The organism is Micromonospora jinlongensis (assembly GCF_013410645.1).
Classification (GTDB): domain Bacteria; phylum Actinomycetota; class Actinomycetes; order Mycobacteriales; family Micromonosporaceae; genus Micromonospora; species Micromonospora zamorensis.
Genome location: NZ_JACCHK010000001.1, coordinates 354791 through 379638, shown reverse-complemented (window position 1 = coordinate 379638; position 24848 = coordinate 354791). Strand labels below are relative to the sequence as shown.

Genomic DNA, 24848 nt, shown 5'->3' with positions numbered 1-24848 from the left:
CTGTGCGAGGTCAGTCCGTCAGCTTTCCGGCGAAGTAGTCGATGTAGGCCTGCATGTCGAAGTGGCCGTGCCCGGACAGGGAGAAGACGATCGCCTTCGACTCGCCCGTCTCCCGGCAGTGGATCGCCTCGTCCACCGCCACCCGCACCGCGTGGGTGGACTCGGGTGCCGGCACGATCCCCTCGCTGCGGGCGAACAGCACGCCCGCCTCGAAGCAGGCGGTCTGCGGCACCGCCCGCGCCTCGATCAGGTCGATCTCCCGCAGCGCGCTCACGATCGGCGCCATGCCGTGGTAGCGCAGCCCACCGGCGTGGATCGCCGGCGGGTGGAAGTCGTGGCCCAGGGTGTGCATCTTGGTCAGCGGGGTGAGCCCGGCGGTGTCGCCGAAGTCGTAGTCGTAACTGCCCTGGGTCAGGGACGGGCAGGAGGCCGGCTCCGCCGCGATGAAGCGCACCGCCGGGCCGCCGCCCCACTGCCGGCGCAGGATCGGCAGGGCCAACCCCGCGAAGTTGGACCCGCCGCCGGCCGCGCCGACCACGATGTCCGGGTAGTCGTCGGCCATCGCCAACTGGAGCAGCGCCTCCTGGCCGATGATCGTCTGGTGCATCAGCACCAGGTTGAGCACCGAACCGAGGGCGTACTTGGCGGCGCCACCGCTGCTCATCGCCGCCTCCACCGCCTCGGAGATGGCCAGGCCCAGACTGCCGCTGGACTCCGGGTCGGCGGCGAGGGCCGCCCGACCCGCCCCGGTACGGTCGCTCGGGCTCGCGGTGACCGACGCGCCGAACGTCTCCATCAGGCCCCGCCGGTACGGCTTCTGGTCATAGCTGACCCGCACCATGAAGACCTCGCAGTCGAGGCCGAAGTACGCGCAGGCCATCGACAGCGAGCTGCCCCACTGGCCGGCCCCGGTCTCCGTGGTCAACCGCTGCACGCCGTCCTGCTTGCTGTAGTACGCCTGCGGGACGGCGGTGTTCGGTTTGTGGCTGCCGGCCGGGCTGACCCCCTCGTACTTGAAGTAGATCCGGGCCGGCGTGCCGAGGGCCTGCTCCAGGCGACGGGCCCGCACGAGCGGGCTGGGCCGCCACTGCCGGTAGATGTCGAGCACCGGCCCGGGAATGTCCACCTCCCGCTCGGTGGAGAACTCCTGCTCGATCATGCCGCTGGCGAAGAGCGGTTCGAGGTCCGCCGGCGTGATCGGTTCCCGGGTGCCGGGGTGGAGCATCGGGGGCAGGCCCTTGGGCAGATCGGGGACCACGTTGTACCAGGTCGTCGGGATGTCACTGTCGGGCAGCACGAACTTCGTCGCGGTCATGGCCTCTTCCAGGGTGGGTGTCAGGGACTGGCGGTGGCCGGCTCGGCGGGCGTCGGCACGGGCCGGGCAGCCGGTCGGATCCGCAGCACTGCGAACGCGACCACGCCGACCACCGGGGTCAGCAGGAGCAGAAGGAGGACGGGGCGGTGCCCACCGGCCTGCCAGACGAAGCCGAGGCCCATCGGCACGACCAGCCGGGCGGAGCTGAGCACGAAACCGTTCAGCGCCATGAAGCTGCCGACCCGGTGCTCCTGGACGTGGTCGGCGATGTAGGTCGGAACCACCACCGAGGCGATGATCTCCCCGAGGGTCCAGACCACTGTCGACAGCAGCACGGCGGGCAGCGAGAACGCGAACACCAGGATGGCCATCCCGGTCGACCAGAGCAGGCCCGCCGCGATCAGCAGGGCCCGGGTCGAGTACGCCTTCATCCGCTTCTCGATCAGCAGACTGGCACTGACCACGACCACGCTGTTGATGGTGTAGACGGCACCGACCACCGCCACCGACGAGTGCAGCACGGTGGTGACCGCGAGGGGCAGCGTGTATTCCAGGCCGATCAGCGGCGCCACGAAACAGATCGAGACCACCACCAGCACCGCCACGTCGATGTCGCGCAGCAGGCCGGCCCGACGGGTGGTGCCGGCCGGCGAGGCCGTCGGCACCCGCCGGGTGTCCGCCGGTACGAAGAACCAGATGGTGGCCGCCGCGAGCAGGCCGAGCAGGATGTTCCCGGCGAACATCAGCTGGTAGGAGTAGGCCGCCGCGAACCCGCCGAGCAGCGGGCCGACGCCCATGCCGAGATTGTTGGCGAGGTAGCTGACCGTGTACGCGAAGGGGCGCTGTTCGGGTTGGGTCAGGTCGGCGATCAGCGTGTTCGCCGCAGGGGCGAACATCCCCATCCCGACCAGCGCGACGAAGAGCAGCACCGCGTACGTCCAGGTCGGACCGTCGAGCAGGGCGAGACCCAGGTAGCCGACCGCGTTGAGCAGCAGGCTCGACACCAGCGCGGCACGTCGACCGGCCCGGGCGCAGATCGGGCCGCTGAGCAGGCTGCCGGCGAGCAGGCCGGTGCTGCCCACGGAGATCAGCACACCCGCCTCGCCGGTGCTCAGGTGCCGGCTCTGCACCAGGTAGACCGCGAGCAGCGGGAAGACGAACATGCCGGCCCGGTTGATGAACGAGGCGTACACCAGCATCCGCAGCGGGCGCGGCAGCGCCTGGAACCGACCGAGCCAGCTCACGCGTCACCGACCGGCTCGGTGACCACCTCGAAGGCGTCCCGGATCACCTTGAACCGGGCGCGTACGTCGTCGAAGTCGCGGCCCTCGCAGACGTACCAGCCGAGCACGTCGTTGGAGGCGGTCGGCACGGCGAGCACATCCCCGACGGTCTTCCACACGTCCGCGTCGAGCACCGAGTCGAGCGCCCGCAGCTCCTCGGCGGTGGTGATTGCGGTGATCCGGCCGTACCGGTCGGAGCAGAGGTATTCGGTGCCGATCTCCGGGCCGAGGGTGGTCGTCGGCACGTGCCCCGGGTCCAGCTCCAGCCGGCACCACTCCCCCGCCAGGTTGATGCCCCGCCCGGCCTGGATCGCGGGGACGATCGAACCGCCGCCGGCCCGGGCGGCCGCCTCGCCGAACACCAGCTCGCCGTCATCGCGCAGGAAGAACTCCACGTGCGCCACCCCGGTACGCATCCCGAAGCCGCGCAGGACCGTGGCGCTGGCGGTCAGGATGCGCCGCTCCGCCGGGGTCAGATCGTGCTTGCGGGACACAGTGCCGCCGGGCTCGGCACGGAACTCCAGCACCGAGTACGTGTAGCGGGACAGCTGGTCGAAGACCACCTCGCCGTCGCGCAGCAGCGAGTCGACGTGGTACTCGACGCCCCGGACGTACTCCTCCACCCGGTAGTCGTGCCGGTCGTCGGCGATCAACGGCCAGACCCGGGCCAGGTCCTCGGTGGAGTCGACCCGGTGGGTGTCGCCGCAGGCCCAGCCCGCGTACGGCTTGATGACCACCGGCCAGCCCACCTCGGCGGCGAACTCGGCGACCGCGCCCACCGTCTCGGGGCGGCACGAGCGGGCCACCGGCACGCCCAGCTCGACGGCCCGGCGGTGCATCACGTTCTTGTCCCGGAAGGTCAGCGCCTCCTCCGGGTCGAGCCCTGGAATGCCGTGGTCGCGGCGGCAGTGCGCGGCGGTGAGCACGTCGCCCTCGAAGAGGGGGAAGATGCGCTCCACCGGGTGCACGGCGAGAATCGTCGTGACCGCCGAGCGGACGGCGTCACGGTCGTCGAGGTCGGCGTGATAGCAGGGCAGACCGGCGGCTTCGACGGCCGGCTGCCCGGTCGGCAGCAGCGCGACGGTGGCCACACCCAGCTCGGCGGCGGCGGCGGCGGCGACCACGCTGCGGAACTGGGCCGCGTACCGGCCTGCCGCCGGTCGGTAGATCACCAGGATCGCGCGGTTCACGAACGGCTTCCACGATCGCTGCCGACCGGGCCCGCGGTGCGCAGGACGGCGCTGGTCGTCGCCAAGTCGAGCACCGCCTCCTGCCGCGTGCCGTCGGACAGCTCGTCGAGGGCGGCGGCGAGCCGGGCCAGCGCGTCCGTCACCTCGGCCCGGCCGTCGGGGTGGGCCGACTCGACGGTGAGCAGCAGCCGGTGCCGGCCCAGGTCGGTGCGGACCAGGTGGCCCTGCCGCCAGTTCCAGCGCCGCGAGTGGGCCCTCCCGTCGGCGTCGGCGTAGACGACCTCGCCCGGCTCGGGCTGCTCCGGCGTCTCGGGCGCGCCGAGCGGCAGGTAGGTTTCGGTGCCGTCGGCCGGCCGGACGACGAGGTCGGCGAGGCCGTCGACAGCGCACGAGGCCACCGGCAGCGCCGCACCGAGCGACACCGCGTTGCAGAGGTCGACCAGGGCGTTGATCCGGGGCAGCCGGTCGCCCTTGGCGACCCGCCGGGCGATCGACTCGGCGGCGCACGGGAACCGGTTGGGGTTCACCCCCACCGCCCGGTACGCCTCCCGCCACGCGGCGATGCCCGGCAGCTCCGCCACCCCCGCCTTGTCCAGGCCTGCCGCGTGCAGCGCGTCCTCGGCGGCGGTCAGCAGTGCCGACACGGCGGGAGGCGCCGGGGCGACCTCGACCGCCGGTACGGCGATCACGCCGAGCACGTAGTCCGGCACTGCGGTCAGCACCCGGTCGTCGATGCGCACGGTGAGGGTGTCCACACCGTCGCTGAGCTGGGTCATCGTGATCCTCGCGTGGTTCGGGTCCGATTGTCGGTCCGACCGTACGCAGCCCGACGACCACCGTGTGTGGCCAATCCGGGGCGATCCGGTGAGGCCAATCCGACGGTCGGCGGCTGCTCGTCGCGACGGCCGGCACGGGCCCGGGCACCGAGCAGCGTGGTGCCCAGCGCCAGCACGCAGAGTGCCGCGCCGACCGGCCCGAGCAGGTCGAGAGCGTCCGTGCCGCCGTGTCGCAGCAGCCGGTTGCCGAGGAAACCGCCGAGGGCGATGCCCACGAACGTGGCCGACGAGTTGAGGGAGAGCAGCAGCGGCCCGGAGCTGGGCGCGACAGTGAAGAGCCGGTGTTGCTGGGCGGGCTGGGTGGCCATCGCGGTGACGCCCCAGGCCGCCATGGCCAACGCGGCCGGCAGCAGCGCCTGCCGGGTCCACGGCAGCGTGACCAGCACCAGGGCGAGCCCGGTGACCGAGACGAGCAGCACCGGCACGCCACCCCACCGGTCGGTGGCCCGTCCGCCGAGCACGGTGCCGGCGACCGCCGGCACACCGAAGACCAGCAGCAGCACCGCGAGCAGTGTTCCGTCGCCGTCGGTGGCCGGGGCGAGCAGCGCCCCGACGTACGTCAGCGCGAGGTAGCCGCCGGTCATGAAGAGCGCGGTGGTGAGGACCGCCAGCCCGACCCGGCGGTCGCGTGCCGGGGCGAGCCGGGCGGCCAGCGACGGGCCGGGCGGCAGGGTCAGCGCCGGCAGGCCGACGGTCACCGCGACCGCGCAGGCCGCGCCGATGGCGGCGAGCAGCCAGAAGGTGGCGCGCCACTGAAGGTCGGCGGCGAGCCAGGTGCCGAACGGCACCCCGGCCACGGTGGCTGCGGAGAGGCCGCCGAGCACGACGGCCATGGCTCGGCCGCGTCGCTCGGGCGGGGCCAGCGCGGCCGCTGACGCGGTGGCGGCGGGGATGTAGAGCGCGGCGCTGACCGCGGTGAGGACCCGGGCCAGCAGCAGCAGCGGCAGGTCGGGCGCCAGCGCGGAGGCGACGTTGCCCACTGTGAACCCGACCAGCGAGACCACCAGCACGGTACGCCGCTCCAGCCGGCCGGTCAGGGCGCCGAGCACCGGAGCGGCGACCGCGTACGCCAGGGCGAAGACGGTGCTCACCCAACCGGCGGAGGCGACACTGACCCGCAGCGTACGGGCCACCTCGGGGAGCACACCGGCGACGACGAAGGTGTCGGTGCCGATGGCGAAGGCGCCCACGGCGAGCAGCGGGACGACCGGCACGCTCCGGCGCATCACGCCACTCCCGCCGGCTGTCCGGCGCGGTAGCGGGTGGCGTCCCCGGCGACCACCCGGCCGCCCAGCAGCACCAGCTCGATCGCCTCCGGGCGGCCCAGCACCGTGATGTCCTCGGCCGGGTCCCCGTCGGTGACCACCAGGTCGGCCAGCCTCCCCGGCTGCACCGTGCCCGCGTCGTCCCCCCGACCCGCCAGCCGCGCGCCGTTGGCGGTGGCCCAGGTCAGCACCACCGGGGCGGGAATGCCGGCCATGGTCACGTACGTCTCCAGTTCCTCGGCGTAGCGGCCGTGCGGGGTCCACGCGAAGCCGAAGTCGTCGCCGGCCACGATCGGGATGCCCATCTGCACCATCAGCGGAAGGATGCGCAGGGTGTTCTCGACCTCGGCCTGGAATTCGAGGGTCTCCAGGTATTCCGGGGTCTTGCCGTACCGGGTGCCGGTGGTGAGCAGCCGGTGCGGCTGGTGCAGGCTCGGCACCACGAAGATGCCCCGCTCGGCGATCGCCTCCAGGGCCGCGTCGTCGGCGTACGTGGCGTGGTCGATCACGTCGACCCCGGCCGCGATGGCGTTGCGGATGCCGGCCAGGCCCCGCGAGTGCGCCCGGATCCGGACTCCCCGCCGGTGCGCCGCCCGGGCCGCGATCACCAGTTCCTCGGCGGTGAAGAGCAGCTCGTGCGAGCGACCGTTGGGGAAGGTGTCGTCGCCGGTGGAGAAGACCTTGATGATCTCCGCGCCCTGGGCGACCTCGGTGTCGACGTACTCGATCAGCTCTTCCGGGGTGTCGGCCAGCCGCATCAGGTCGCTCGGGATGCGTTGCTTGACCCCCGGGTTGCGGCGCTCCGGTGGGCCGGACACCATCAGGTCCCGGCTGCACGGGGTGATCCGCGGGCCGGGCAGCCGGCCGGCGTCGATCGCCCGGCGCAGGGCCATGTCGATGCCGGCCACCGAGCCGGCACCGACGAAGGCGGTGTAGCCCAGCCGGAGCATGTCGGCGGCGTTGGCGGCGGCGCCGAGGGTGACCTCCGGGATGCTGTATTTGAAGAGCATCTCCCGACCGTCGAGCACGTTCAGGTAGGCGATGTGGGTGTGGCCCAGCGTCATGCCCGGCATGACCGTCCGGCCGTCGAGGTCGAGGACATCGGTGTCCGGGTCGTGCAGCGGGGCCTGCGCCTCGGGCAGCACCGCGACGATCCGCTCGCCGTCGAGCAGCACGCTGTGGTGCGGTCGGGACGCCACCCCCAGTCCCTCCTGGACCGTGGCGCGGTGCAACAACGTTCGTCGGGACACGACGATCACTCCGGTTCTCTCGGTGTCGGGGCAGGAAAGCCGACGTGGCTCTAGCGGTGGCCGAACAGGGTCCACACGATCTCGGCGCCCGGGCGGCGGGCCACCCACCGCAACGCGTGGCGGTGGACCCCGGGCGCGTTGGTCACCGCCAGGTCGGCGCCACCGGCGGCGAGGATCTCGGCGGCGTGCTGGGTGGAGTCGGCGTCGACCCACCGCATCGGGCGGTCCCGCAGGGCAGGTGGCGCGAGGTCGGTGAAGAGCCGCCGGACCTCCCAGAGGGCGGCCACCGCGAGCTGACCGGCGGCCGGCTCACGGTCCGGATCGGCCGCGATGCCGTACTCCGGTGTGGCCTGCGCGAAGTACGCATCCAGCCGCAGGTCGCGGTGCCAGTGGAAGCGGGTGAGCCCCTGGTACGCGCTCGGCACGAGGGCCTGGTCGACCCGGCGGTCCACAAGCGCCGCGAGCACCGCGTCGAAGGTGTCGGACAGCTCGACGCGCAGCCCGTGCCGCTCGGCGAGGAAGGCCGCCGTCAGGTGGCTGGACGTCCCGGGAGGGCCCAGGGTGGCCAGCGTCGTGCCGGGCCGGCTCGCCCACCGGTCCACCACGGCGCGCCAGCGCCGCCCGTACGCCTCGGCGAGCGGGCCGGGCAGCGCCGGCACCCACTCGTCGGCGGCCGTCTCAGGTGGTGTAGCCACGGTTGCCCGCCATCCGCTGCGCCACCCGGGTCTCGTGGTCGACCTCGACGCGTCGGTCGACGATCCGGGCGGCCTTCCAACTCACGAAGGCGCCGGTGCTCGTGATCGGGTCGAGCCCGTCGGTCAGCTCCACCTCGACCGGTACGCCGAGCGCGGCGGCGGCCCGCTGCCGGACGCCGTCGGCAATCGCTCCGGGGTCGTCGACGAGGTCCTTGAGCAGTTCCAGGCGGACCGTCAGCCGGTCGCCGCCGCTGCTCGGGTCGTGGTCGATCACCACCTGGTATCCGCCCGAGCCGACGACCCCGGTCAGGACGGCCATCTCGATCTGCCCGGCGGTGAAACGTCGACCGCCCAGCTCGATCCGGTCCAGGGTGCGGCCGACGATCTGCACCAGGTCGCCGGCCATCTCGCAGTCGCAGTCCGACGACTCGATGATCACCGCGTCGCCCGTGCGGTAACGGACCAGCGGCTTCACACCGTCGATCAGCATGGTGACGGTGAGTTCCCCGCTGCCGCGCGAGCCGTGCGACACGCCGGTCTCCGGGTCCACCACCTCGATGAGGTAGTTGGTCTGGGAGAGGTGCATCCGCTTGTTACGGCAGGCGGTGGCGATGACGAACGCCTCCTGCGAGCCGTACAGGATGTTGTAGACGTCCGCGCCCCAGACGGACTCCAGGTTGCCCGCCAGCGCCGGGGTGCACATCTCGCCGGTGACGAAGAGCAGCTTGACGGCGAAGTCCTCGCGCAGCCGGTAGCCGTAGTGCTCGGCCGCCTTGGCGAGCATCATTGCCACGCCCGGCGTGCAGCAGATGACCTCCAGCTCAAGGTCCTTCATGAGCTGCAACGCCTTGGCGAACCCGATCACCGGCGAGTACGGCCAGATCTTCGCGTTCAGCGAGCCGACGTTGCGCGCGACGTCACCGAGGGTGTCGCCGAAGGAGTGCACCTCGGTCGGCCCCATCAGCCCGATCCGGGGCGCACGGTCACCGAAGTGGTGCCGGAAGATCGACGCCCAGGACTCGGTGACGTGGGCGTTGCTGGCCACCACCTCCCGGCCGTCGCGGGGACAAGGGGTCGCCCGGCCGGTCGTGCCGGTCGTCTCGTAGAAGAAGACGCCCTCGGACAGTGGCCGGCTGAGCACGTCGAGCATCTCCTGGCGCAGGTGCGTCTTCGTGGTGAAGGGCAGCCGGTCGAGGGTCGCCGGGGTGATCGTGGCGAGGTCGACGTCGGCCAGGTGACGGGCGTAGAACGGCGAGCCGGTGGAGACCTGGTCGAGCACCGTGCGCAGCTGTCGTGCCCGCCAGGCCTCCAGGTCGGCGGTGTCGAGGGTGCGGTCGTAGAAGGCCTGGTGCAGGGCCAGGTAGCCGGCGGCGAAGTCCGCCGCTGGGCCGGTGGTCGGAAGCCACATGGTCGGATCCTCTCCAGGGGTGAGCCGGCTGCGGTGCTGTCGCGACCGGCCGCGGCGCAGGTCAGTGCAGGCCACCGTTGACGTCCAGAACCGAGGCGGTGACGTAGCTGCTCTCCGGGCCGGCCAGCCAGGCGACGGCCGCGGCGATCTCGGCCGGCGAGCCGAACCGGCCGACCGGGATCCGGGCCCGGTAGTCGTTGCGGCGCTCGACCGGGATCCGGTCGGCCATCGGGGTGTCGACCAGGCCGGGAGCGACCGCGTTGACCCGGATGCGGTGCTCGGCGAGCGCCCGGCCGAGGCTGCGGGTCAACGCTATGCAGGCGCCCTTCGACGCCCCGTACGCCGCGTCCGGGCTGCCGAACTGCCCGCTGATCGAGGCCACGTTGACCACCGCGCCGGGCCGGCCGGCGTCGACCAGTGCACGGGCGAACGCCTGGGTGCAGAAGAACGCGGCGCCCAGGTTGACGTCGAGCACCTGCGCGTACGTCTTCGGGTCGTAGTCGAGGAAGTCCCGGGCGTGGTAGACGCCGGCGTTGTTCACCAGCACCGTGGGCTGGCCGTACCGCTCGTGGATCCGCGCGAAGAGCCTTTCCACCTGCCCCGGCACTGCCACGTCGGCGACCAGCGAGGCGTACGCCGCCGGGTCGCCGGCCGGCTCGACGTCGACGCCGAGCACCCGGTGCCCGGACCCGGTCAGCGCGACGGTCACGGCCCGGCCGATGCCGCCCGCCGCGCCGGTGACCACGGCGAGCGGGGCTGGCTGGTCGGTCATGGCGATCCCACCGCCCCGGCGCCGGCTGCCGGCTGAGCCGCCGACGCCCGGCCCAGGAAGTTGTCGAACAGGCGCAGCCCGTCCTCGGTGAGCACGCTCTCCGGGTGGAACTGCACCCCCTCCACCGGCAGGGTCAGGTGTCGTACCCCCATCACGTAGCCGTCGTCCGACGAGCGCGCGGTGATCTCCAGAGCCGGCGGGGCCGGGTCCGCGACGATCAGCGAGTGGTAGCGGGTGACGGTGAGCGGGGCGGGCGCGCCGGCGAAGACACCTCGGCCGTCGTGGGCGACCACGCTCGTCTTGCCGTGCATCAGGTGCCGGGCGACGGTGACCGTGCCACCGTAGGCGAGGCCGATCGCCTGATGGCCGAGGCAGACGCCGAGCAGCGGCACCTGGCCGGCGAAGGCGTGCACCAGCTCCACGTGCCCGGACTCGGCGGGGTGTCCCGGCCCGGGGCCGAGCACCACCGCGTCCGGCCGCAGGGCGGCGAGCTGCTCGGTGGACCGCGACCGGGAACGGACCACCATGGTTCGCGCGCCGAGGGTCCGCAGGTACTGGTCGATGATGTGGGTGAAACTGTCGTACGCGTCGACGAGCAGGACCTTCACGGCAGCAGCTCCGTACCGGTCAGGGCCCAGAAGGTGGCGCTCATCTTGGCCAGCGTCTCCCGCCACTCGGCGCCGGGTGTGGAGTCGGCCACGACCCCGGCGGAGGCCTGGGTGCGGTAGCGGCGACCGTCGTGCACGGCGGTGCGGATGCAGAGCGCCAGCACCGCGTACCCGCGGACGTCGACCAGGCCGATCGAGCCGGCGTAGACGCCCCGGGGTTCGTCCTCCAACCCGTCGATGATCTCCATGGAGCGCAGCTTCGGCGCGCCGGTCATGGTGCCGGCCGGGAAGGCGGCGCAGATCGCCGCCCAGACGTCGGCGTCGTCGGCGAGCTGCCCGGAGACGGTGGACACCAGGTGGTGCACGTACGCGAACGGCTCGACGTCGAACATCGCGTCCACGCTGAGCGTCCCCGGTACGCAGACCCGACCGATGTCGTTGCGGCAGAGGTCGACCAGCATGACGTGCTCGGCCCGCTCCTTCTCGCTGGCCGTCAGCTCGGCCACCAGCCGGCGGTCGGTCTCCGGGTCGGCGCTGCGGGCGGCGGTGCCCGCGATCGGGCGCATGGACAGCCGGCCCTGGTCGACGCGGAGGAACAGCTCGGGGCTCGCCCCGATGACGGTTCCGCCGGCCCAGGGCGTCAGGTACATGTACGGCGACGGGTTGCGGTGCCGCAGCCGCCGGTAGACCTCCAGCGGGGTGAGAGTCGTCTCCACGTCGATCCGGTGGCCGATCTGGACCTGGTAGCTGTCTCCCACCTCGATGTGCCGCAGGCACTGCTTGACCCGGGCGGCGAACGTCTCCTCGTCGACGGTGTCCCGCACCAGGGTGGGCGGCGGGGCGACCGGCACCGCCGCGTGATCGTCGGGAAGCCCGGCGAGCAGCTCCGACAGCCGTGGAGCGCCGCTGTCGGGCGGCAGGTGCGGGCCGCTGGCGGTGAGCTGCCGGACGGTGCCGGCGCGCAGGTCCCACCAGACGGTGTGCCGGAACAGCACGAGAGTGCAGCGCGGGATGTCGTCGACCACCCGGTCGACGGAGAGCTCGTCCATGTCCCGCGCGGCCTCGTACGCCAGGGTGGTGAGGAAGCCGAACGCGAAGCTGTCGGCGGGGGCGGTGGTCCGCACCGCGAACGCCCGCTGCACGGCCCGGACCGCCGCCCACACCTCGGGTGGCCCGGAAACCGACCAGACCCGCTCCGGCGCGCGGTGCCGGACCGGCTCGCCCAGGACCGCCGTGAGCACGGCGGACAGGGCGTCGCCGAGCGGACCGTCGCAGATCACCTCAAGCCGGTCGGCGATGAACCGCAACTCGGCGAGAGTGTCCCAGCCGACTGCCGCCGCATAGCGGTCCTGAGCCGGGCCGTCTAGGCTTTCGAAGAGATACAGGTCGTCGTGCGGACGACATTCGGAGAGTGCCGTGTAGAGCGACAACGGATCGATTGCCGACAGTGTGACGGATGTCACTTCTATTGGAATTGAGTTGACCAGTGGCGTAGGCCGCATCGCCACAGAATGCGACCGAATGGGCCATGTAGCGGTCTTGGTTGACAATGAGGACACTGCGAAACCCCCTCTGAGCAGCCCGATTTCCGCGCCACCGTTGGCGCTGAGCCCGCCGCGTGACACGGCAGATCGGACTTCCCCCCCGGCACAAAAGGACTCGCACGACCGGCCCCGCGCCGGCACCAAGGACGTTAACGAGGTCCATATTGGACAACTCGGAACGTACGCCCTGATTCGCCGGTCGCTGGACGGTTGCGCGTCCGGCCAACACTTTCCTCAAGTGCAGATCGCGCTGTCCATACCACTTCGACTACGCCGGAGCGGACCACTTGTTGTTGAATCTAAACCTGTCAATAGATGGTCAGTCGCGTGAAACGCTGGCAGTGCAGCTCCGTAACGCATTTCGTACGCGGGTCGAGGAGGGTGTGCTGCGTCCCGGCACCCGCCTGCCGTCGAGCCGGCAGTTGGCCGCCGACCTCGGGGTGTCCCGCAGTGTGGTCGTCGAGGCGTACGAGCAGCTCTGCGCCGAGGGCTACTTCGTCTCCCAGCACGGCTCGGGCACCTCGGTGGCGGCGGCGGCACGTGACGAGATCGGCTCGGCGCTCACGCCAGGCGACCGCACACCGACGGCGGCGCTCCGGGACCTGCGCACCGGCGGCCTGCACGCCTCCACCTTCCCCGGGCAGGACTGGATCCGGGCGGTCAGCGCGGTGGTCACCTCGGCCGGCCTCCGCGAGCTGGGCTACGCCCCGCCGTCCGGTCTGCCAGTCGTCCGGCACACCCTCGCCGGCTACCTCGGTCGGGTGCGCGGCGTGCGTACCCGACCCGACCACCTCATGATCACGTCCGGCTTCGCCCAGGGGCTCGCGCTGCTGTGCCGGGAGCTGCGCGACAGGGGCCACGACACGGTCGGCGTGGAGGACCCGGGTCACCCCGGCGAGTGGGAGTTCATCGCCGACGCCGGCCTGCGTCCGGTGGGCCTCCCGGTGGACACCGACGGCATCCGGGTCGACGCGCTGGCCGTGAGCGGGGTACGCGCCGTGCTCGTCACCCCGGCCAGCCAGTTCCCGACCGGGGCCACGCTCAGCGCGCAACGCCGGGAGCAGCTCGTCGCCTGGGCCGAGGCGGTCGACGGCTACATCGTCGAGGACGACTTCGACGCCGCCTTCGTCGCGCCGGCGCAACGGATGCCGGCGTTGCAGAGCCTCGCCCCGGACCGGGTGATCTACGCCGGCAGCGCCAGCAAGGTGCTCGCCCCGGCGCTCCGCCTCGGCTGGCTGGCCACCCCGCCCACGCTGACCACGCCGATCGAGCGCCTGCGCGCCGGCTGGGACCTCGGCTGCTCCAGCCTGGAGCAGCTCGCCTTCGCCCGGCTCATCGACACCGGAGCCTTCGACCGGCACCTGCGCCGACTCACCGCCGACATCCAGAAACGCCGTCAGGTGGTCCACCAGTTCGTCGCCCGCGAGCTGCCCGGCGCCACCCTGCGCAACGGGCACGGCGGGTTGCAGGCGTACCTGGAACTGCCCGCGCGGTGCGCCGAGGAGGCGCTGGTGCAGGCCGCCCGACGGCGCTCGGTCCTGGTCCGTGGCGGTCGCTTCTACGCCCTGCGCGCCGACGACCGACCGCCGGCACTGGTCGTCGGCTACGCCGGGTTACGCGGCACCGAGCTGGGCCGCGGCCTGGCCGGGATCGCCGGGGCGTACCGGGAGACGATGGGCCGCACCGGGTCCAGAACCCCCCGGGTGACTCCGACGGCCGAACCGAGCGGCACGGGGGTCCGCGGTGGACGGTGAGGGCGACCGGTGACCCCTGTCGTCCCGGCACCGCCACCCTGGGCGGGCTCGCGTCCCAGGCCAAGCTAGGGGTGTCGGCTGCTCCCACGGGCGCGTTACGGTCCGGCCGTGCCCGTACCGCGATACGCGCGCGGGTCACTTAAGAATCGTCGTCTGTCGAAGCGTCAGGCGTCGGGGGAGGGGTCGACCGGTGTTCAGGCGTATCGCGATCATCAATCGGGGAGAAGCCGCTATCCGGCTGATCCATGCCGTACGGGACCTGTCGGCGGAGTCGGGTGACCACGTCGAGACGGTCGCCCTGTTCACCGACGAGGACCGTAGCGCGACATTCGTCCGGGCGGCCGACCTGACGTATCCACTGGGCGCCGCGGCCACCCGCCCCTACCTCAACCACGAGCTGCTGGAACGCGCCCTGGTCGAGACCGGTGCCGACGCGGCCTGGGTCGGTTGGGGATTCGTCGCGGAGGATCCGGCGTTCGCCGAGCTGTGTGAGCGGATCGGGGTCACGTTCGTGGGGCCGAGCGCGGAAGCGATGCGCAAGCTCGGCGACAAGATCGGCTCGAAGCTGATCGCGGAGGAGGTCGGCGTCCCGGTCGCCCCGTGGAGCCGGGGCGAGGTGGCGACCCTTCAGGACGCTCTTCGCGCGGGCGAACAGATCGGTTACCCGCTGATGCTCAAGGCGACCGCCGGCGGTGGTGGGCGTGGCATCCGGCGGGTCGACTCGCCGGTGGACCTCACCGACGCCTACGAGCGCACCAGCCAGGAGGCGCTGCGGGCCTTCGGCTCCGGCGTCGTCTTCCTGGAACGCCTGGTGACCGGCGCCCGGCACGTCGAGGTGCAGATGATCGCCGACGGGCAGGGTGGCGCCTGGGCGCTCGGGGTGCGGGACTGCTCGGTGCAGCGCCGCAACCAGAAGATCATCGAGGAGTCCGCGTCGCCGGTGCTGGCGGCGGAGCAGGTCGCCGAGGTGAAGGCCGCCGCGGTGCGGCTCGCACTGGCGGTCGGTTACCGCGGCGCCGGCACTGTCGAGTTCCTGTACCACCCGGCCCAGAAGCTGTTCGCCTTCCTGGAGGTCAACACGCGGCTCCAGGTCGAGCACCCGATCACCGAGATCACCACCGGCACCGACCTGGTCAAACTCCAACTGCACGTGGCCGGCGGTGGCCGTCTCGACGGCCCGGCGCCGGTGGAGGTGGGTCACGCGGTCGAGGCCCGGCTCAACGCCGAGGACCCGGACCGCGACTTCGCGCCCTCCCCCGGCCGGATCGTCCGGCTCGCGCTGCCGGCCGGCCCGGGCATCCGGGTCGACACCGGTGTCAGTGAGGGCGACAGCATCCCGGCGGCCTTCGACTCGATGATCGCCAAGATCATCGCGTACGGCCGGGACCGCGACGAGGCGCTCGGCCGCCTGCGTCGCGCCATGGCCGAGACCACTGTCATCATCGAGGGTGGCGCCACCAACAAGAGCTTCGTGCTGGACCTGCTCGACCAGTCCGAGGTGATCGACGGGTCCGCCGACACCGGCTGGATCGACCGCGTCCGCTCCGAGGGCCGCCTCGTCACCCACCGCCATTCCGCGATCGCCCTCGCCGCGGCTGCCATCGAGGCCTACCAGGACGAGGAGGAGGTCAGCCGGCAGCGCCTGTTCACCACCGCGCACGGCGGCCGCCCGCAGGTGCGCCACGAGACCGGCCGCGCACTCGACCTGAAACTGCGCGGCGTCGCCTACCGGGTGGCAGTGTCCCGCGTGAGCCGCAGGTGTTTCCGCATCGGCCTGTCGGCCGGCGGCGACGTCCACCGCGTGGACGTGCAGACGGAGCGGTTCGACGAGCACCGCGGGCAGATGCTGGTCAACGGCAACCGCTTCCGGTTGGTGACCGCGACCCACGGGCCGATCCACACGATCGAGGTCGACGGCGTCACCCACCGGGTCAGCAGGGACGAGGGCGGCGTGGTCCGCTCCCCCGCGCCGGCCCTCGTCGTCGCGACTCCCCTGACCGTCGGCGACGAGGTCGAGGCCGGCGCGCCGATCCTGGTGCTGGAGAGCATGAAGATGGAGAACGTGCTCCGGGCCCCGTTCAAGGCCCGCGTGCGCGAATGTCCCGTCGCGGTCGGCAGCCAGGTCGAGACCGGCACCCCCCTGATGCGCCTGGAACCATTGGCCGACACCACCGCCGAGGAGACGACCACTTCGGCCGAGGTCGTCGAGATCGACCTGCCGGCGGCACCGGCCGGGCCGTCGGCGGAGCAGATTCTCGACGATCTGCGCGCGCTGCTGCTCGGCTACGACGTCACCCCGGGCGAGATCGGGCGCTGCCCGGCCGTGCCAACCGGGCCGCCAGCCGGCCACCTCGACCTTCTGACGATCTTCGCGAACCTGGCAGAGCTGGCCCGCAACAAGCCGCGTCGGACCGCCGACGCCCAGCCGGGCAGCGCCGTGCACACCCCGCGCGAGTTCTTCCACAGCTACCTGCAGAGCCTCGACGCCGAACGAGCCGGCGTCTCCCCCGGGTTCGTGGCACGCCTGGAACGGGTCCTGGCCCACTACGGCGTGGCCGGGCTGGACCGCACACCGGAACTGGAGGACGCCGTCTTCCGGATCTTCCTGGCCCAGCAACGCCTGGCCGCCGCGACGCCGGTCGTCTCCGAGGTGCTGCGCCAACTGCTCGCCGGGCCCGCACCCGTCGGCGACCTGCGCGAACCCGCCGGTGTCGTGCTCGAGCGCCTGATCGAGGCGACCCAGGTCCGCTTCCCGGTGATCGCCGACCTGGCACGTGGTCTGGTCTTCCGCTGGTACGCCCAGCCCCTGCTGCGCCGCACCCGCGCCGAGGTCTATGCCGAGGTCCGCGCCGACCTGCGCCACCTCGACCAGCACCCGGACGCCCCGGACCGGGCCGACCGCATCCAGCGCATGGTCTCCTGTCGACAACCCCTCGTGCGGATCATCGGCCAGCGCATCCGACGCCCCGGTCACACCGGGCACGGCCCACTGCTGGAGGTGCTCACCCGCCGCTACTACGGCAACCGGGGCCTGACCGCGGTGACCGCGCGGGACGGGTTCCTCACCGCCGAACACGGCACGACCCACATCGTGGCGGGCGCCACCGACATCGCCCGTCTTCCCGGCACCCTCACCGCGCTCGCCGAGCTGGCCGCCGACGCCCCGGCCCCCCTGGTCGTCGACCTGTACGTCGCGGTGCAGGACCAACCCGACGACGACGCCGTCGCGGTACGCCTCGGTGAGCTGTTCGCGGCACACCCGCTGCCGTCGACCGTCCAGCGGGTCACCGCGACCGTCGCCAGCTCCAACGGCGCGGTCATGCACCACTACTTCACGTTCCGGCCCGGGGAGGCCGGCTTCACCGAGGACCGGCTGATCCGTGGGCTGCACCCGCAGATCGCCCAGCGCCTGCAACTGGAGCGGCTGCGCGAGTTCGACCTGACCCGGCTGCCCTCGGCCGACGAGGAGATCTACCTCTTCAAGGCCGTGGCGCGCAGCAACCCCGCCGACGAACGGCTCATCGCCATGGGCCAGGTCCGCGACCTGACCCCGCTGCGGGAGACCGACGGACGCCTGGTGGCGCTGCCCGCCCTGGAGGAGGCCACCACCCTGGCCCTGGACGCGATCCGCGACATCCAGGCGCGGCGGCCACAGGACAAGCGGTTCGACACCAACCGGATCCTGATGTACGTCTGGCCGCCCACCAACCTGTCGCTCGACGAGTTGAACGCGCTGGTCCAGCGGATCCTGCCCACCTCGACCGGGGCCGGGCTGGAAGAGGTGCAGTTCATCGCCCGGCAGCCGCACTCGGCCGGGGACGTGGCGGTGACGATCACCCTCGACCCGGGCAACGGCGCCCGCCTCAACGTGGGCGCGCCGTCCACCGAGCCGGTGCGACCACTCGACGACTACCGGCAGAAGGTGCTGCGTGCCGTACGCCGCGGCACCACCTACCCGTACGAGCTGACCGGGCTGCTGGGCCGCTTCACCGAGTACGACCTCGACCCGTCCGGGACGCTCGTACCCGTCGAACGACCCAAGGGAAAGAACTCGGCGGCCATCGTGGCCGGTGTGGTGACCACGCCGACCGAGCGCTACCCGGAGGGCGTCACCCGCGTGGTGCTGCTCGGCGACCCGACCAAGGCGCTGGGCGCGCTCTCCGAACCCGAGTGCGCCCGCGTCATCGCCGCCCTCGACCTGGCCGAGACCATGCGGGTGCCCCTGGAGTGGTTCGCCCTGTCGGCCGGCGCCCGCATCTCGATGAGTTCCGGAACCGAGAACATGGACTGGGTCGCCGCGGCGCTCAAGCGCGTCGTGACGTTCACCCAGGCCGGTGGTGAGATCAACATCGTGGTGGCCGGCATCAACGTGGGCGCGCAGCCGTACTGGAACGCCGAGGCGACGATGCTCATGCACACCAGGGGCATCCTGGTGATGACCCCGGACTCGGCGATGGTGCTCACCGGCAAGCACTCCTTGGACTTTTCCGGTGGCGTGTCGGCCGAGGACAACTTCGGCATCGGCGGCTACGACCGGGTCATGGGCCCCAACGGGCAGGCACAGTACTGGGCACCCAGCCTGCCTGCGGCACGGGACGTGCTCATGGCCCACTACGACCACACCTACGTCGTCCCCGGGGAGACCGGGCCTCGGCGGGCCGACACCGACGACCCGGTCGACCGGGACGTCTCCGACTACCCGCACCTCGTCGACGGCAGCGACTTCACCACCGTCGGGCAGATCTTCTCGGCGAGCCACAACCCGGACCGCAAGAAGGCCTTCGACATCCGTACGGTCATGCGCGCCCTGTCCGACCAGGACCACCCCGTCCTCGAACGTTGGGCCGGGATGGCCGACGCGGACACGTCGGTGGTCCAGGACGCCCACGTCGGCGGCTATCCCGTCTGCCTGATCGGCATCGAGTCGCGGCCGGTCCCCCGGCGCGGGTTCCCGCCCACCGACGGTCCGGACACCTACACGGCGGGCACCCTGTTCCCCCGCTCGTCGAAGAAGACGGCACGGGCGATCAACGCGGCCTCCGGCAACCGTCCGCTCGTCGTCCTGGCGAACCTGTCCGGCTTCGACGGCTCCCCCGAGTCGATGCGCAACCTCCAACTGGAGTACGGCGCCGAGATCGGCCGGGCGATAGTCAACTTCGAGGGCCCGATCGTCTTCACGGTGATCTCCCGCTACCACGGCGGCGCGTTCGTGGTCTTCTCCAAGGCCCTCAACCCGAACATGTCCGTGCTCGCTTTGGAGGGCTCGTTCGCCTCGGTGCTCGGCGGCGCCCCGGCTGCGGCCGTCGTCTTCTGCGGTGAGGTCACCAACCGCACCGCGAAGGACCCCCGCGTCGCCGAGCTGCACGCGCAGGTCGCGGGCGCGACCGGCGCGGAACGGGCGGCCCTCAACGTCCTGCTCACCGAGGTGCGCTCGTCGGTCCGCGCGGAGAAGCTGGGCGAGGTGGCCGCGGAGTTCGACCGGGTGCACAGCATCCAGCGAGCCGTCCAGGTCGGCTCGGTCGACGCCATCGTCAGCACGGCCGAGCTGCGGCCCCGCATCATCGAGGCGATCGAGCACGGCCTGAAGAGGTGATGCCCTCCCCACCCCGGCATCGGGGTGCTAGGGGTCTGTGTCGGCGCCGGAGACGCCCCCATGCTGAATTCGGAGCGACGAGGCTCCGTGGCAGAGAGGACCCATCCGATGCCTCAGTACCTGACACTCGACCCGCCGGCCCTGGCACCGTCCGAGCCCGTGCTGGTGTTCCTCCAGGGTGGACCGGCCGACATCCCCCGCACGGTGGTGGCCAGCGTCGAGCAGCTGGTCTACGGAAAGATCAAAGTGCCCTACCTGGCCGGTTACGAGCACTTCGAGCGCCGCTTCGGCGACGGCTCCCCCCTGTTGTTCACCTGGACCGCGCGGACCAAGATCGCGGAATGACCCGGGACGGATCGCGGGTCGCACCCTTGGCGTCGGCGCCGAGGCGGCGGCCCGCGATCGGACGCCCACCGACTGCCCGGGCCCCTAGCCGGGAAGGGCACTCCCTTAGCTGCGCGAGCGCGGCCCGTGAAAGCCGCAGCGTTCGTTCCCTACGGCTACCAGCGTCGATACTGTTGAAGCGTGACCAATGCCAGCCGTGCCCGTGCACTGCCGCCCGAGGGCGTCAGGTCGGCCACCGCTGACTCCGGAACCGTTTCTCCGGCGCGGAGGAAGCCATGATCGAGTCCATCCTTCCCGGCGCCGTGACGGCCGTCGACACATTCGTGGACCCGCCCGGCGCCGACCTCTTCCCCGAGGAGGAGGCCGTCGTCCGCAAGGCCGTGGACAAGCGCCGCCGCGAGTTCACCACCGCCCGCTGGTGCGCGCGCCAGGCGATGCGCCAGATCGGGATCGCTCCCGCGCCGGTCCTGCCCGGCACCCGCGGCGAGCCCCAGTGGCCCTTCGGGATGGTCGGCAGCATCACCCACTGCGCCGGCTACCGCGCCGCCGTCCTCGCCGAACAGGAGAAGGTCACCACTGTCGGCATCGACGCCGAACCCAACGAGGCTCTCGCCAACGGTGTGCTCGAAGCCGTCTCCCTGGCCGAGGAACGGGACCGCATCGCCGTCCTGCTGCGCGACCATCCCGGCATCGCCTGGGACCGGATGCTGTTCAGCGCGAAGGAATCGGTCTACAAGGCCTGGTTCCCGCTGACCGCGCGGTGGCTCGACTTCGAGGACGCGAACATCGTCATCGACCCGCTGAACGGCACCTTCAACGCCGCGCTGCTGGTGACCGGGCCGTGGGTGCACGGGCGGCGGCTCAGCGGGTTCAGCGGCCGGTGGCTCGTCGAGCAGGGCCTCGTCGTCACCGCCATCACCGTCCTCGCGCCGGTGGTCCCGAAGACCCGGCCGGCCGGCCGCCTCGCCGCGCACCGCTGAGCCCTCACGTCCCCGCGTACAGCACGGTGGCCGCCCCCCGAATGGGAGGCGGCCACCGTGTCGTCCGGGGTCAGGCCGCGACCGGGGAGCGGGTCGCCGTACTCATCGCTGGAGCCGTTCCAACAGGTCCACCGCGGCCTCGGCGAGGACAGTGCCGGGCGGGAAGACCGCCGAGGCGCCAGCCCGGCGCAGGGCGGCGATGTCACCGGGCGGCACCACCCCACCAACCACGATCATGATGTCCGCGCGGCCCAGGGCGGTCAGCGCCGCACGCAGCGCGGGCACCAGGGTGAGGTGGCCGGCAGCGAGTGAGTTGACGCCGACGATGTGCACGTCCGCGTCGGCCGCCTGCCGGGCGACCTCGTCCGGGGTCTGGAACAACGGACCCACCTCGACGTCGAACCCCAGGTCGGCGAAGGCCGTGGCGACCACCTTCTGACCGCGGTCGTGACCGTCCTGGCCCATCTTGGCGACCAGGATGCGGGGACGGACCCCGCGCCGGTCGGCGAACGCGTCGGCGGCGGCGCGGGCCCGGGCGACGCCGGGATCGGTGCCCGCCTCGTCGCGGTACACGCCCCTGGTCGTACGGATGTGGGCGACGTGCCGGCCGAACGCCGTCTCCAGGGCCGTGGAGATCTCCCCGACGGTGGCGTGCGCCCGGGCGGCGGTGACGGCCAGGTCGAGCAGGTTGGCCGCCGGGTCGGCGGCGCCCCGGGTGAGGGCGGCCAGGGCGGCGTCGCAGGCCGGCTGGTCGCGTTCGGCCCGCAGCCGGCGCAGCTTGGCGACCTGCTCGGCGCGCACCGCCGTGTTGTCCACCCTGCGCACCTCGATCGGGTCCTCGACGACCGGTCGGTGCCGGTTCACACCGATCACCGGCTGCCGGCCGGAGTCGATCCGCGCCTGCGTACGAGCGGCGGCCTCCTCGATCCGCAGCTTGGGCAGCCCTTGCTCGATGGCCCGGGCCATGCCGCCGGCCTGCTCGACCTCCCGGATGTGACCCCACGCGCGCTGGGCCAGGTCGTGGGTGAGCCGCTCCAGGTAGGCGCTGCCGCCCCACGGGTCGATCACTCCGGTGGTGCCCGACTCCTGCTGGAGCAGCAGTTGGGTGTTGCGGGCGATCCGGGCGGAGAAGTCGGTCGGCAGCGCCAATGCCTCGTCCAACGCGTTCGTGTGCAGCGACTGCGTGTGGCCCTGGGTCGCCGCCATCGCCTCGACGCAGGTGCGCACCACGTTGTTGTACGGGTCCTGCGCGGTCAACGACCAGCCGGACGTCTGGCAGTGGGTGCGCAGCGACAGCGACTTCGGGTCGGTCGCGCCGGCGTCGCGCAGCAGCCGCGCCCACAGCAGGCGGCCGGCCCGAAGCTTCGCCACCTCCATGAAGAAGTGCATGCCGACCGCCCAGAAGAACGACAGCCGGGGGGCGAACGAGTCGACGTCGAGCCCGGCGGTCTTGCCGGCTCGCACGTACTCGGCGCCGTCGGCGAGGGTGTACGCCAACTCCAGGTCGGCGGTCGCCCCCGCCTCGTGCATGTGGTAGCCGGAGATCGAGATCGAGTTGAACCGCGGCATCCGCTGCGAGATGTAGGCGAAGATGTCCGCCACGATCCGCATCGACGGCTCCGGCGGATAGATGTACGTGTTGCGGACCATGAACTCCTTGAGGATGTCGTTCTGGATGGTCCCCGCCAGCTGCTCGGGCGTGACCCCCTGCTCCTCGGCCGCGACGATGTAGAGGGCGAGGATCGGCAGCACCGCACCGTTCATGGTCATCGACACGCTGATCCGGTCCAGTGGGATGCCGGCGAACAGCTCCCGCATGTCGAGGATCGAGTCGATCGCCACGCCGGCCATGCCCACGTCACCGGCCACCCGGGGGTGGTCGGAGTCGTAACCACGGTGGGTGGCCAGGTCGAACGCGACCGACAGCCCCTTCTGCCCGCCGGCCAGGTTGCGCCGGTAGAAGGCGTTGGACTCCTGCGCGGTGGAGAAGCCCGCGTACTGGCGGACCGTCCACGGGCGGGTGGCGTACATGGTGGGGTAGGGACCACGCACGAACGGGGCGATGCCCGGCAGCGAGTCGAGGAAGTCCACACCGGCCAGGTCGTCGGCGGTGTAGAACCGCTTGACGCCGATCCCCTCCGGGGTCTGCCACACGTCTGTCGACTGCGGAGCGGGGCCGCTCGGCGCGGGTGGGGTGCCGAGCTCGACGTCGGCGTACGAGGGGATCATCGCGGGACTCCGAGGTCGTCGAGGGTGGTCTCCAGCACGCGGACGGCGTCGCACCCGGCGTACAGGTGGTCGTCGACGCCCGTCTGGCCGCCCGGCCGCCCGGCCAGCCAGATCTTCGCGGCGCCGGCCTGCCGGAGCGCGGCCGTGACCGGCGCGGCCTGCTCGGCGTAGAGACGGTCGGACGAGCAGACGCACGCCACGGCGCCCGGCGGAACCGGATCGTCGGCAGCGGTCGTCACGGTGCGGATGCCGCCGGCCGCGAACAGGTTCGCGGCGAAGGCGACCCGGGCGCTGTGGTCGGACGCCCGGCCGATCGTGACCAGGTGCACCACCGGGGCCGTGGTCGCGCCGTCGGCCCGTCGGCGCAGCTCCTCGAACCGCTCCGCGTAACGCTGGCGGGGCAGACCGCCCACCGGAGCCGGTGGCACGGCGTGGCGCGTCGGGACCTGCTCGTCGAGATCGGGGAACTCGCTGACCCCGGTGATCGCGTCCTGACGGCGGGCCACACGCGTCGCCCGGCGCTCCCAGGTCGCGGCCAGCCGGTCCGCGACCAGACCGCTGCGCAGCGCCGTCCCGATGCCGCCCGCCCTCTCGATCGTGGTGAACCAGTCCCACGCCGCCCGGGCCAGCTCGTCGGTGCGCGACTCGACGTACCAGGACCCGCCGGCCGGATCGGTGACCCGGTGCAGGTGCGCCTCGTCCAGCAGGATGAGCTGGGTGTTGCGGGCGATCCGCTGGGCCGTCTCGTCGGGCCGGCCCAGGGCCACGTCGAACGGCTGCACCGTGATCGCACCGGCGCCGCCGATGCCCGCCCCGAAACAGGCGAGCGTGGTACGCAGCAGATTGCTCCACGGGTCGCGGGCGGTCATCATCGCGCCCGAGGTCACGGCGTGCTGCCGCTGCGCCGACTGTCGGTTCGCGCCGGCGACCTCGGTGACCCGGTGCCAGAGCCGGCGGGCCGCCCGGAGCTTGGCGATCGTGGCGAACTGGTCGGCGGTCGCGGCGTACCGGAACTCGAGTTGGTCGAGCGACCCGGTGAGCGGGATCCCCCGGTCGCTCATCGCCCGCAGGTACGCGACACCGGTGGCCAGCGCGCAGCCCAGTTCCTCGGCGTCGCTGCCGCCCGCGTCGTGATACGTGGTCACGTCCACGGTCAGCGCCCGCAGCTCGGGGTGTGCCGTCACGGACTGGGCCGCCAGGTCCGCGGCGACGTCGAGTTCCGGTTCGATGCCGGTTGCCGCGAACGCGCCGTACGGGTCGGCGCCGAGGTTCCCCCGCAACACGCGGGGCTCGATGTTCTGCCGAGCGGCCACGTCCAGCAGGGCGGCGGTGGCCTTGTCGGTCTCGGTGCCGGCATCGAGCACGATGCCGGTGCGGTCCAGCGGGACACCGGTGAGCAGCTCGCCCAACTGTTCGGGGGCGGCCGCCCGCAGCCACAGCGAGGTCGCCCCGCCGTGCAGGTCGGCACGGGCCGCCGCGGCGGTGCGTACCGGGTCGGGGTCGGTGTGCACGGTGCGCACGTCCCACCGGCCGGCGACGCCGCCGCCCCGGGTGAACGGCGCCTGCCCGGGCAGCCCGTCGGGCACGGTGGTGTCCCGCGAGGTGTAGAGCGGCGCCAGCGGGAACCCGTCGTACGTGGTGGTGGCCAGCAGGTCGGCCGCCTCACCCGCGGCGGTGTTCTCGTCCGCCCTTCCGGACCTGCGCAGCACACTGAGCGTGAGCCGCTGCCAGTCCTCGATGGCGGGCACCGGGAAGTCGCGTGTCATGAGTGTGTTCCTCCT

Annotated in this window: 17 protein-coding genes; 4 read left to right on the top strand and 13 right to left on the bottom strand. The window is 72.3% G+C overall.

What is annotated here, in order from left to right; translation table 11 throughout:
- Positions 1–10 precede the first annotated feature (10 nt).
- The 11 genes from HNR22_RS01100 to HNR22_RS01050 all read right to left on the bottom strand — a co-directional run bounded on the left by HNR22_RS01100 (position 11) and on the right by HNR22_RS01050 (position 12085).
- Positions 11–1315 (bottom strand): TrpB-like pyridoxal phosphate-dependent enzyme, encoded by a 1305-nt coding sequence (locus tag HNR22_RS01100; RefSeq protein ID WP_179778592.1) that lies wholly within the window; start codon positions 1313–1315, stop codon positions 11–13.
- Between the two features lie 20 nt (positions 1316–1335).
- Positions 1336–2559, bottom strand: a complete 1224-nt coding sequence (locus tag HNR22_RS01095; RefSeq protein WP_343059633.1) for an MFS transporter — start codon at positions 2557–2559, stop codon at positions 1336–1338.
- On the bottom strand, positions 2556–3788 hold the full coding sequence (locus HNR22_RS01090) for an ATP-grasp domain-containing protein (RefSeq protein WP_179778591.1): 1233 nt from the start codon (positions 3786–3788) through the stop codon (positions 2556–2558). Before HNR22_RS01090 ends, HNR22_RS01095 begins: the two co-directional genes overlap by 4 nt.
- A complete protein-coding gene (locus HNR22_RS01085) occupies positions 3785–4564 on the bottom strand; it encodes a B3/B4 domain-containing protein (protein WP_179778590.1) in 780 nt (259 codons plus the stop codon). Before HNR22_RS01085 ends, HNR22_RS01090 begins: the two co-directional genes overlap by 4 nt.
- Positions 4561–5850, bottom strand: a complete 1290-nt coding sequence (locus HNR22_RS01080; protein WP_179778589.1) for an MFS transporter — start codon at positions 5848–5850, stop codon at positions 4561–4563. The genes HNR22_RS01085 and HNR22_RS01080 overlap by 4 nt, the downstream gene beginning before the upstream one ends.
- The gene (locus tag HNR22_RS01075; RefSeq protein ID WP_343059632.1) at positions 5850–7139 is read right to left on the bottom strand and encodes an amidohydrolase family protein; all 1290 of its coding nucleotides are present in this window, start codon (positions 7137–7139) and stop codon (positions 5850–5852) included. Before HNR22_RS01075 ends, HNR22_RS01080 begins: the two co-directional genes overlap by 1 nt.
- A 50-nt stretch (positions 7140–7189) precedes the next feature.
- Positions 7190–7834, bottom strand: a complete 645-nt coding sequence (locus HNR22_RS01070; RefSeq protein WP_343059631.1) for a nitrogenase component 1 family protein — start codon at positions 7832–7834, stop codon at positions 7190–7192.
- Positions 7818–9242: a phenylacetate--CoA ligase family protein gene (locus HNR22_RS01065; RefSeq protein ID WP_179778587.1), complete on the bottom strand. Its 1425-nt coding sequence runs from the start codon at positions 9240–9242 to the stop codon at positions 7818–7820. The genes HNR22_RS01070 and HNR22_RS01065 overlap by 17 nt, the downstream gene beginning before the upstream one ends.
- Before the next feature lie 61 nt (positions 9243–9303).
- On the bottom strand, positions 9304–10014 hold the full coding sequence (locus tag HNR22_RS01060; RefSeq protein ID WP_179778586.1) for an SDR family NAD(P)-dependent oxidoreductase: 711 nt from the start codon (positions 10012–10014) through the stop codon (positions 9304–9306).
- On the bottom strand, positions 10011–10622 hold the full coding sequence (locus HNR22_RS01055) for a glutamine amidotransferase-related protein (protein WP_179778585.1): 612 nt from the start codon (positions 10620–10622) through the stop codon (positions 10011–10013). Before HNR22_RS01055 ends, HNR22_RS01060 begins: the two co-directional genes overlap by 4 nt.
- Positions 10619–12085 (bottom strand): anthranilate synthase component I family protein, encoded by a 1467-nt coding sequence (locus tag HNR22_RS01050; protein WP_343059630.1) that lies wholly within the window; start codon positions 12083–12085, stop codon positions 10619–10621. Before HNR22_RS01050 ends, HNR22_RS01055 begins: the two co-directional genes overlap by 4 nt.
- 422 nt (positions 12086–12507) lie before the next feature.
- On the opposite strand from HNR22_RS01050, the gene pdxR reads away from it, so the two are divergent.
- The 4 genes from pdxR (at position 12508) to HNR22_RS01030 (ending at position 20838) form a co-directional block, all read left to right on the top strand.
- Positions 12508–13920, top strand: a complete 1413-nt coding sequence (gene pdxR / locus HNR22_RS01045) for a MocR-like pyridoxine biosynthesis transcription factor PdxR (protein WP_343059629.1) — start codon at positions 12508–12510, stop codon at positions 13918–13920.
- A gap of 190 nt (positions 13921–14110) precedes the next feature.
- Positions 14111–19513: an ATP-binding protein gene (locus tag HNR22_RS01040; RefSeq protein WP_179778582.1), complete on the top strand. Its 5403-nt coding sequence runs from the start codon at positions 14111–14113 to the stop codon at positions 19511–19513.
- Between the two features lie 108 nt (positions 19514–19621).
- Positions 19622–19858, top strand: a complete 237-nt coding sequence (locus tag HNR22_RS01035) for a DUF5988 family protein (RefSeq protein ID WP_088947727.1) — start codon at positions 19622–19624, stop codon at positions 19856–19858.
- Positions 19859–20133: 275 nt separating this feature from the next.
- Positions 20134–20838 (top strand): 4'-phosphopantetheinyl transferase family protein, encoded by a 705-nt coding sequence (locus tag HNR22_RS01030; RefSeq protein ID WP_179778581.1) that lies wholly within the window; start codon positions 20134–20136, stop codon positions 20836–20838.
- A 102-nt stretch (positions 20839–20940) separates the two neighbouring features.
- On the opposite strand, the gene scpA is transcribed toward HNR22_RS01030, so the two are convergent.
- Together scpA and HNR22_RS01020 are read right to left on the bottom strand one after the other, a co-directional pair.
- On the bottom strand, positions 20941–22992 hold the full coding sequence (gene scpA / locus HNR22_RS01025; RefSeq protein WP_425488088.1) for a methylmalonyl-CoA mutase: 2052 nt from the start codon (positions 22990–22992) through the stop codon (positions 20941–20943).
- A 71-nt stretch (positions 22993–23063) separates the two neighbouring features.
- Positions 23064–24833 (bottom strand): methylmalonyl-CoA mutase subunit beta, encoded by a 1770-nt coding sequence (locus tag HNR22_RS01020; protein ID WP_179778579.1) that lies wholly within the window; start codon positions 24831–24833, stop codon positions 23064–23066.
- Positions 24834–24848: the final 15 nt, after the last annotated feature.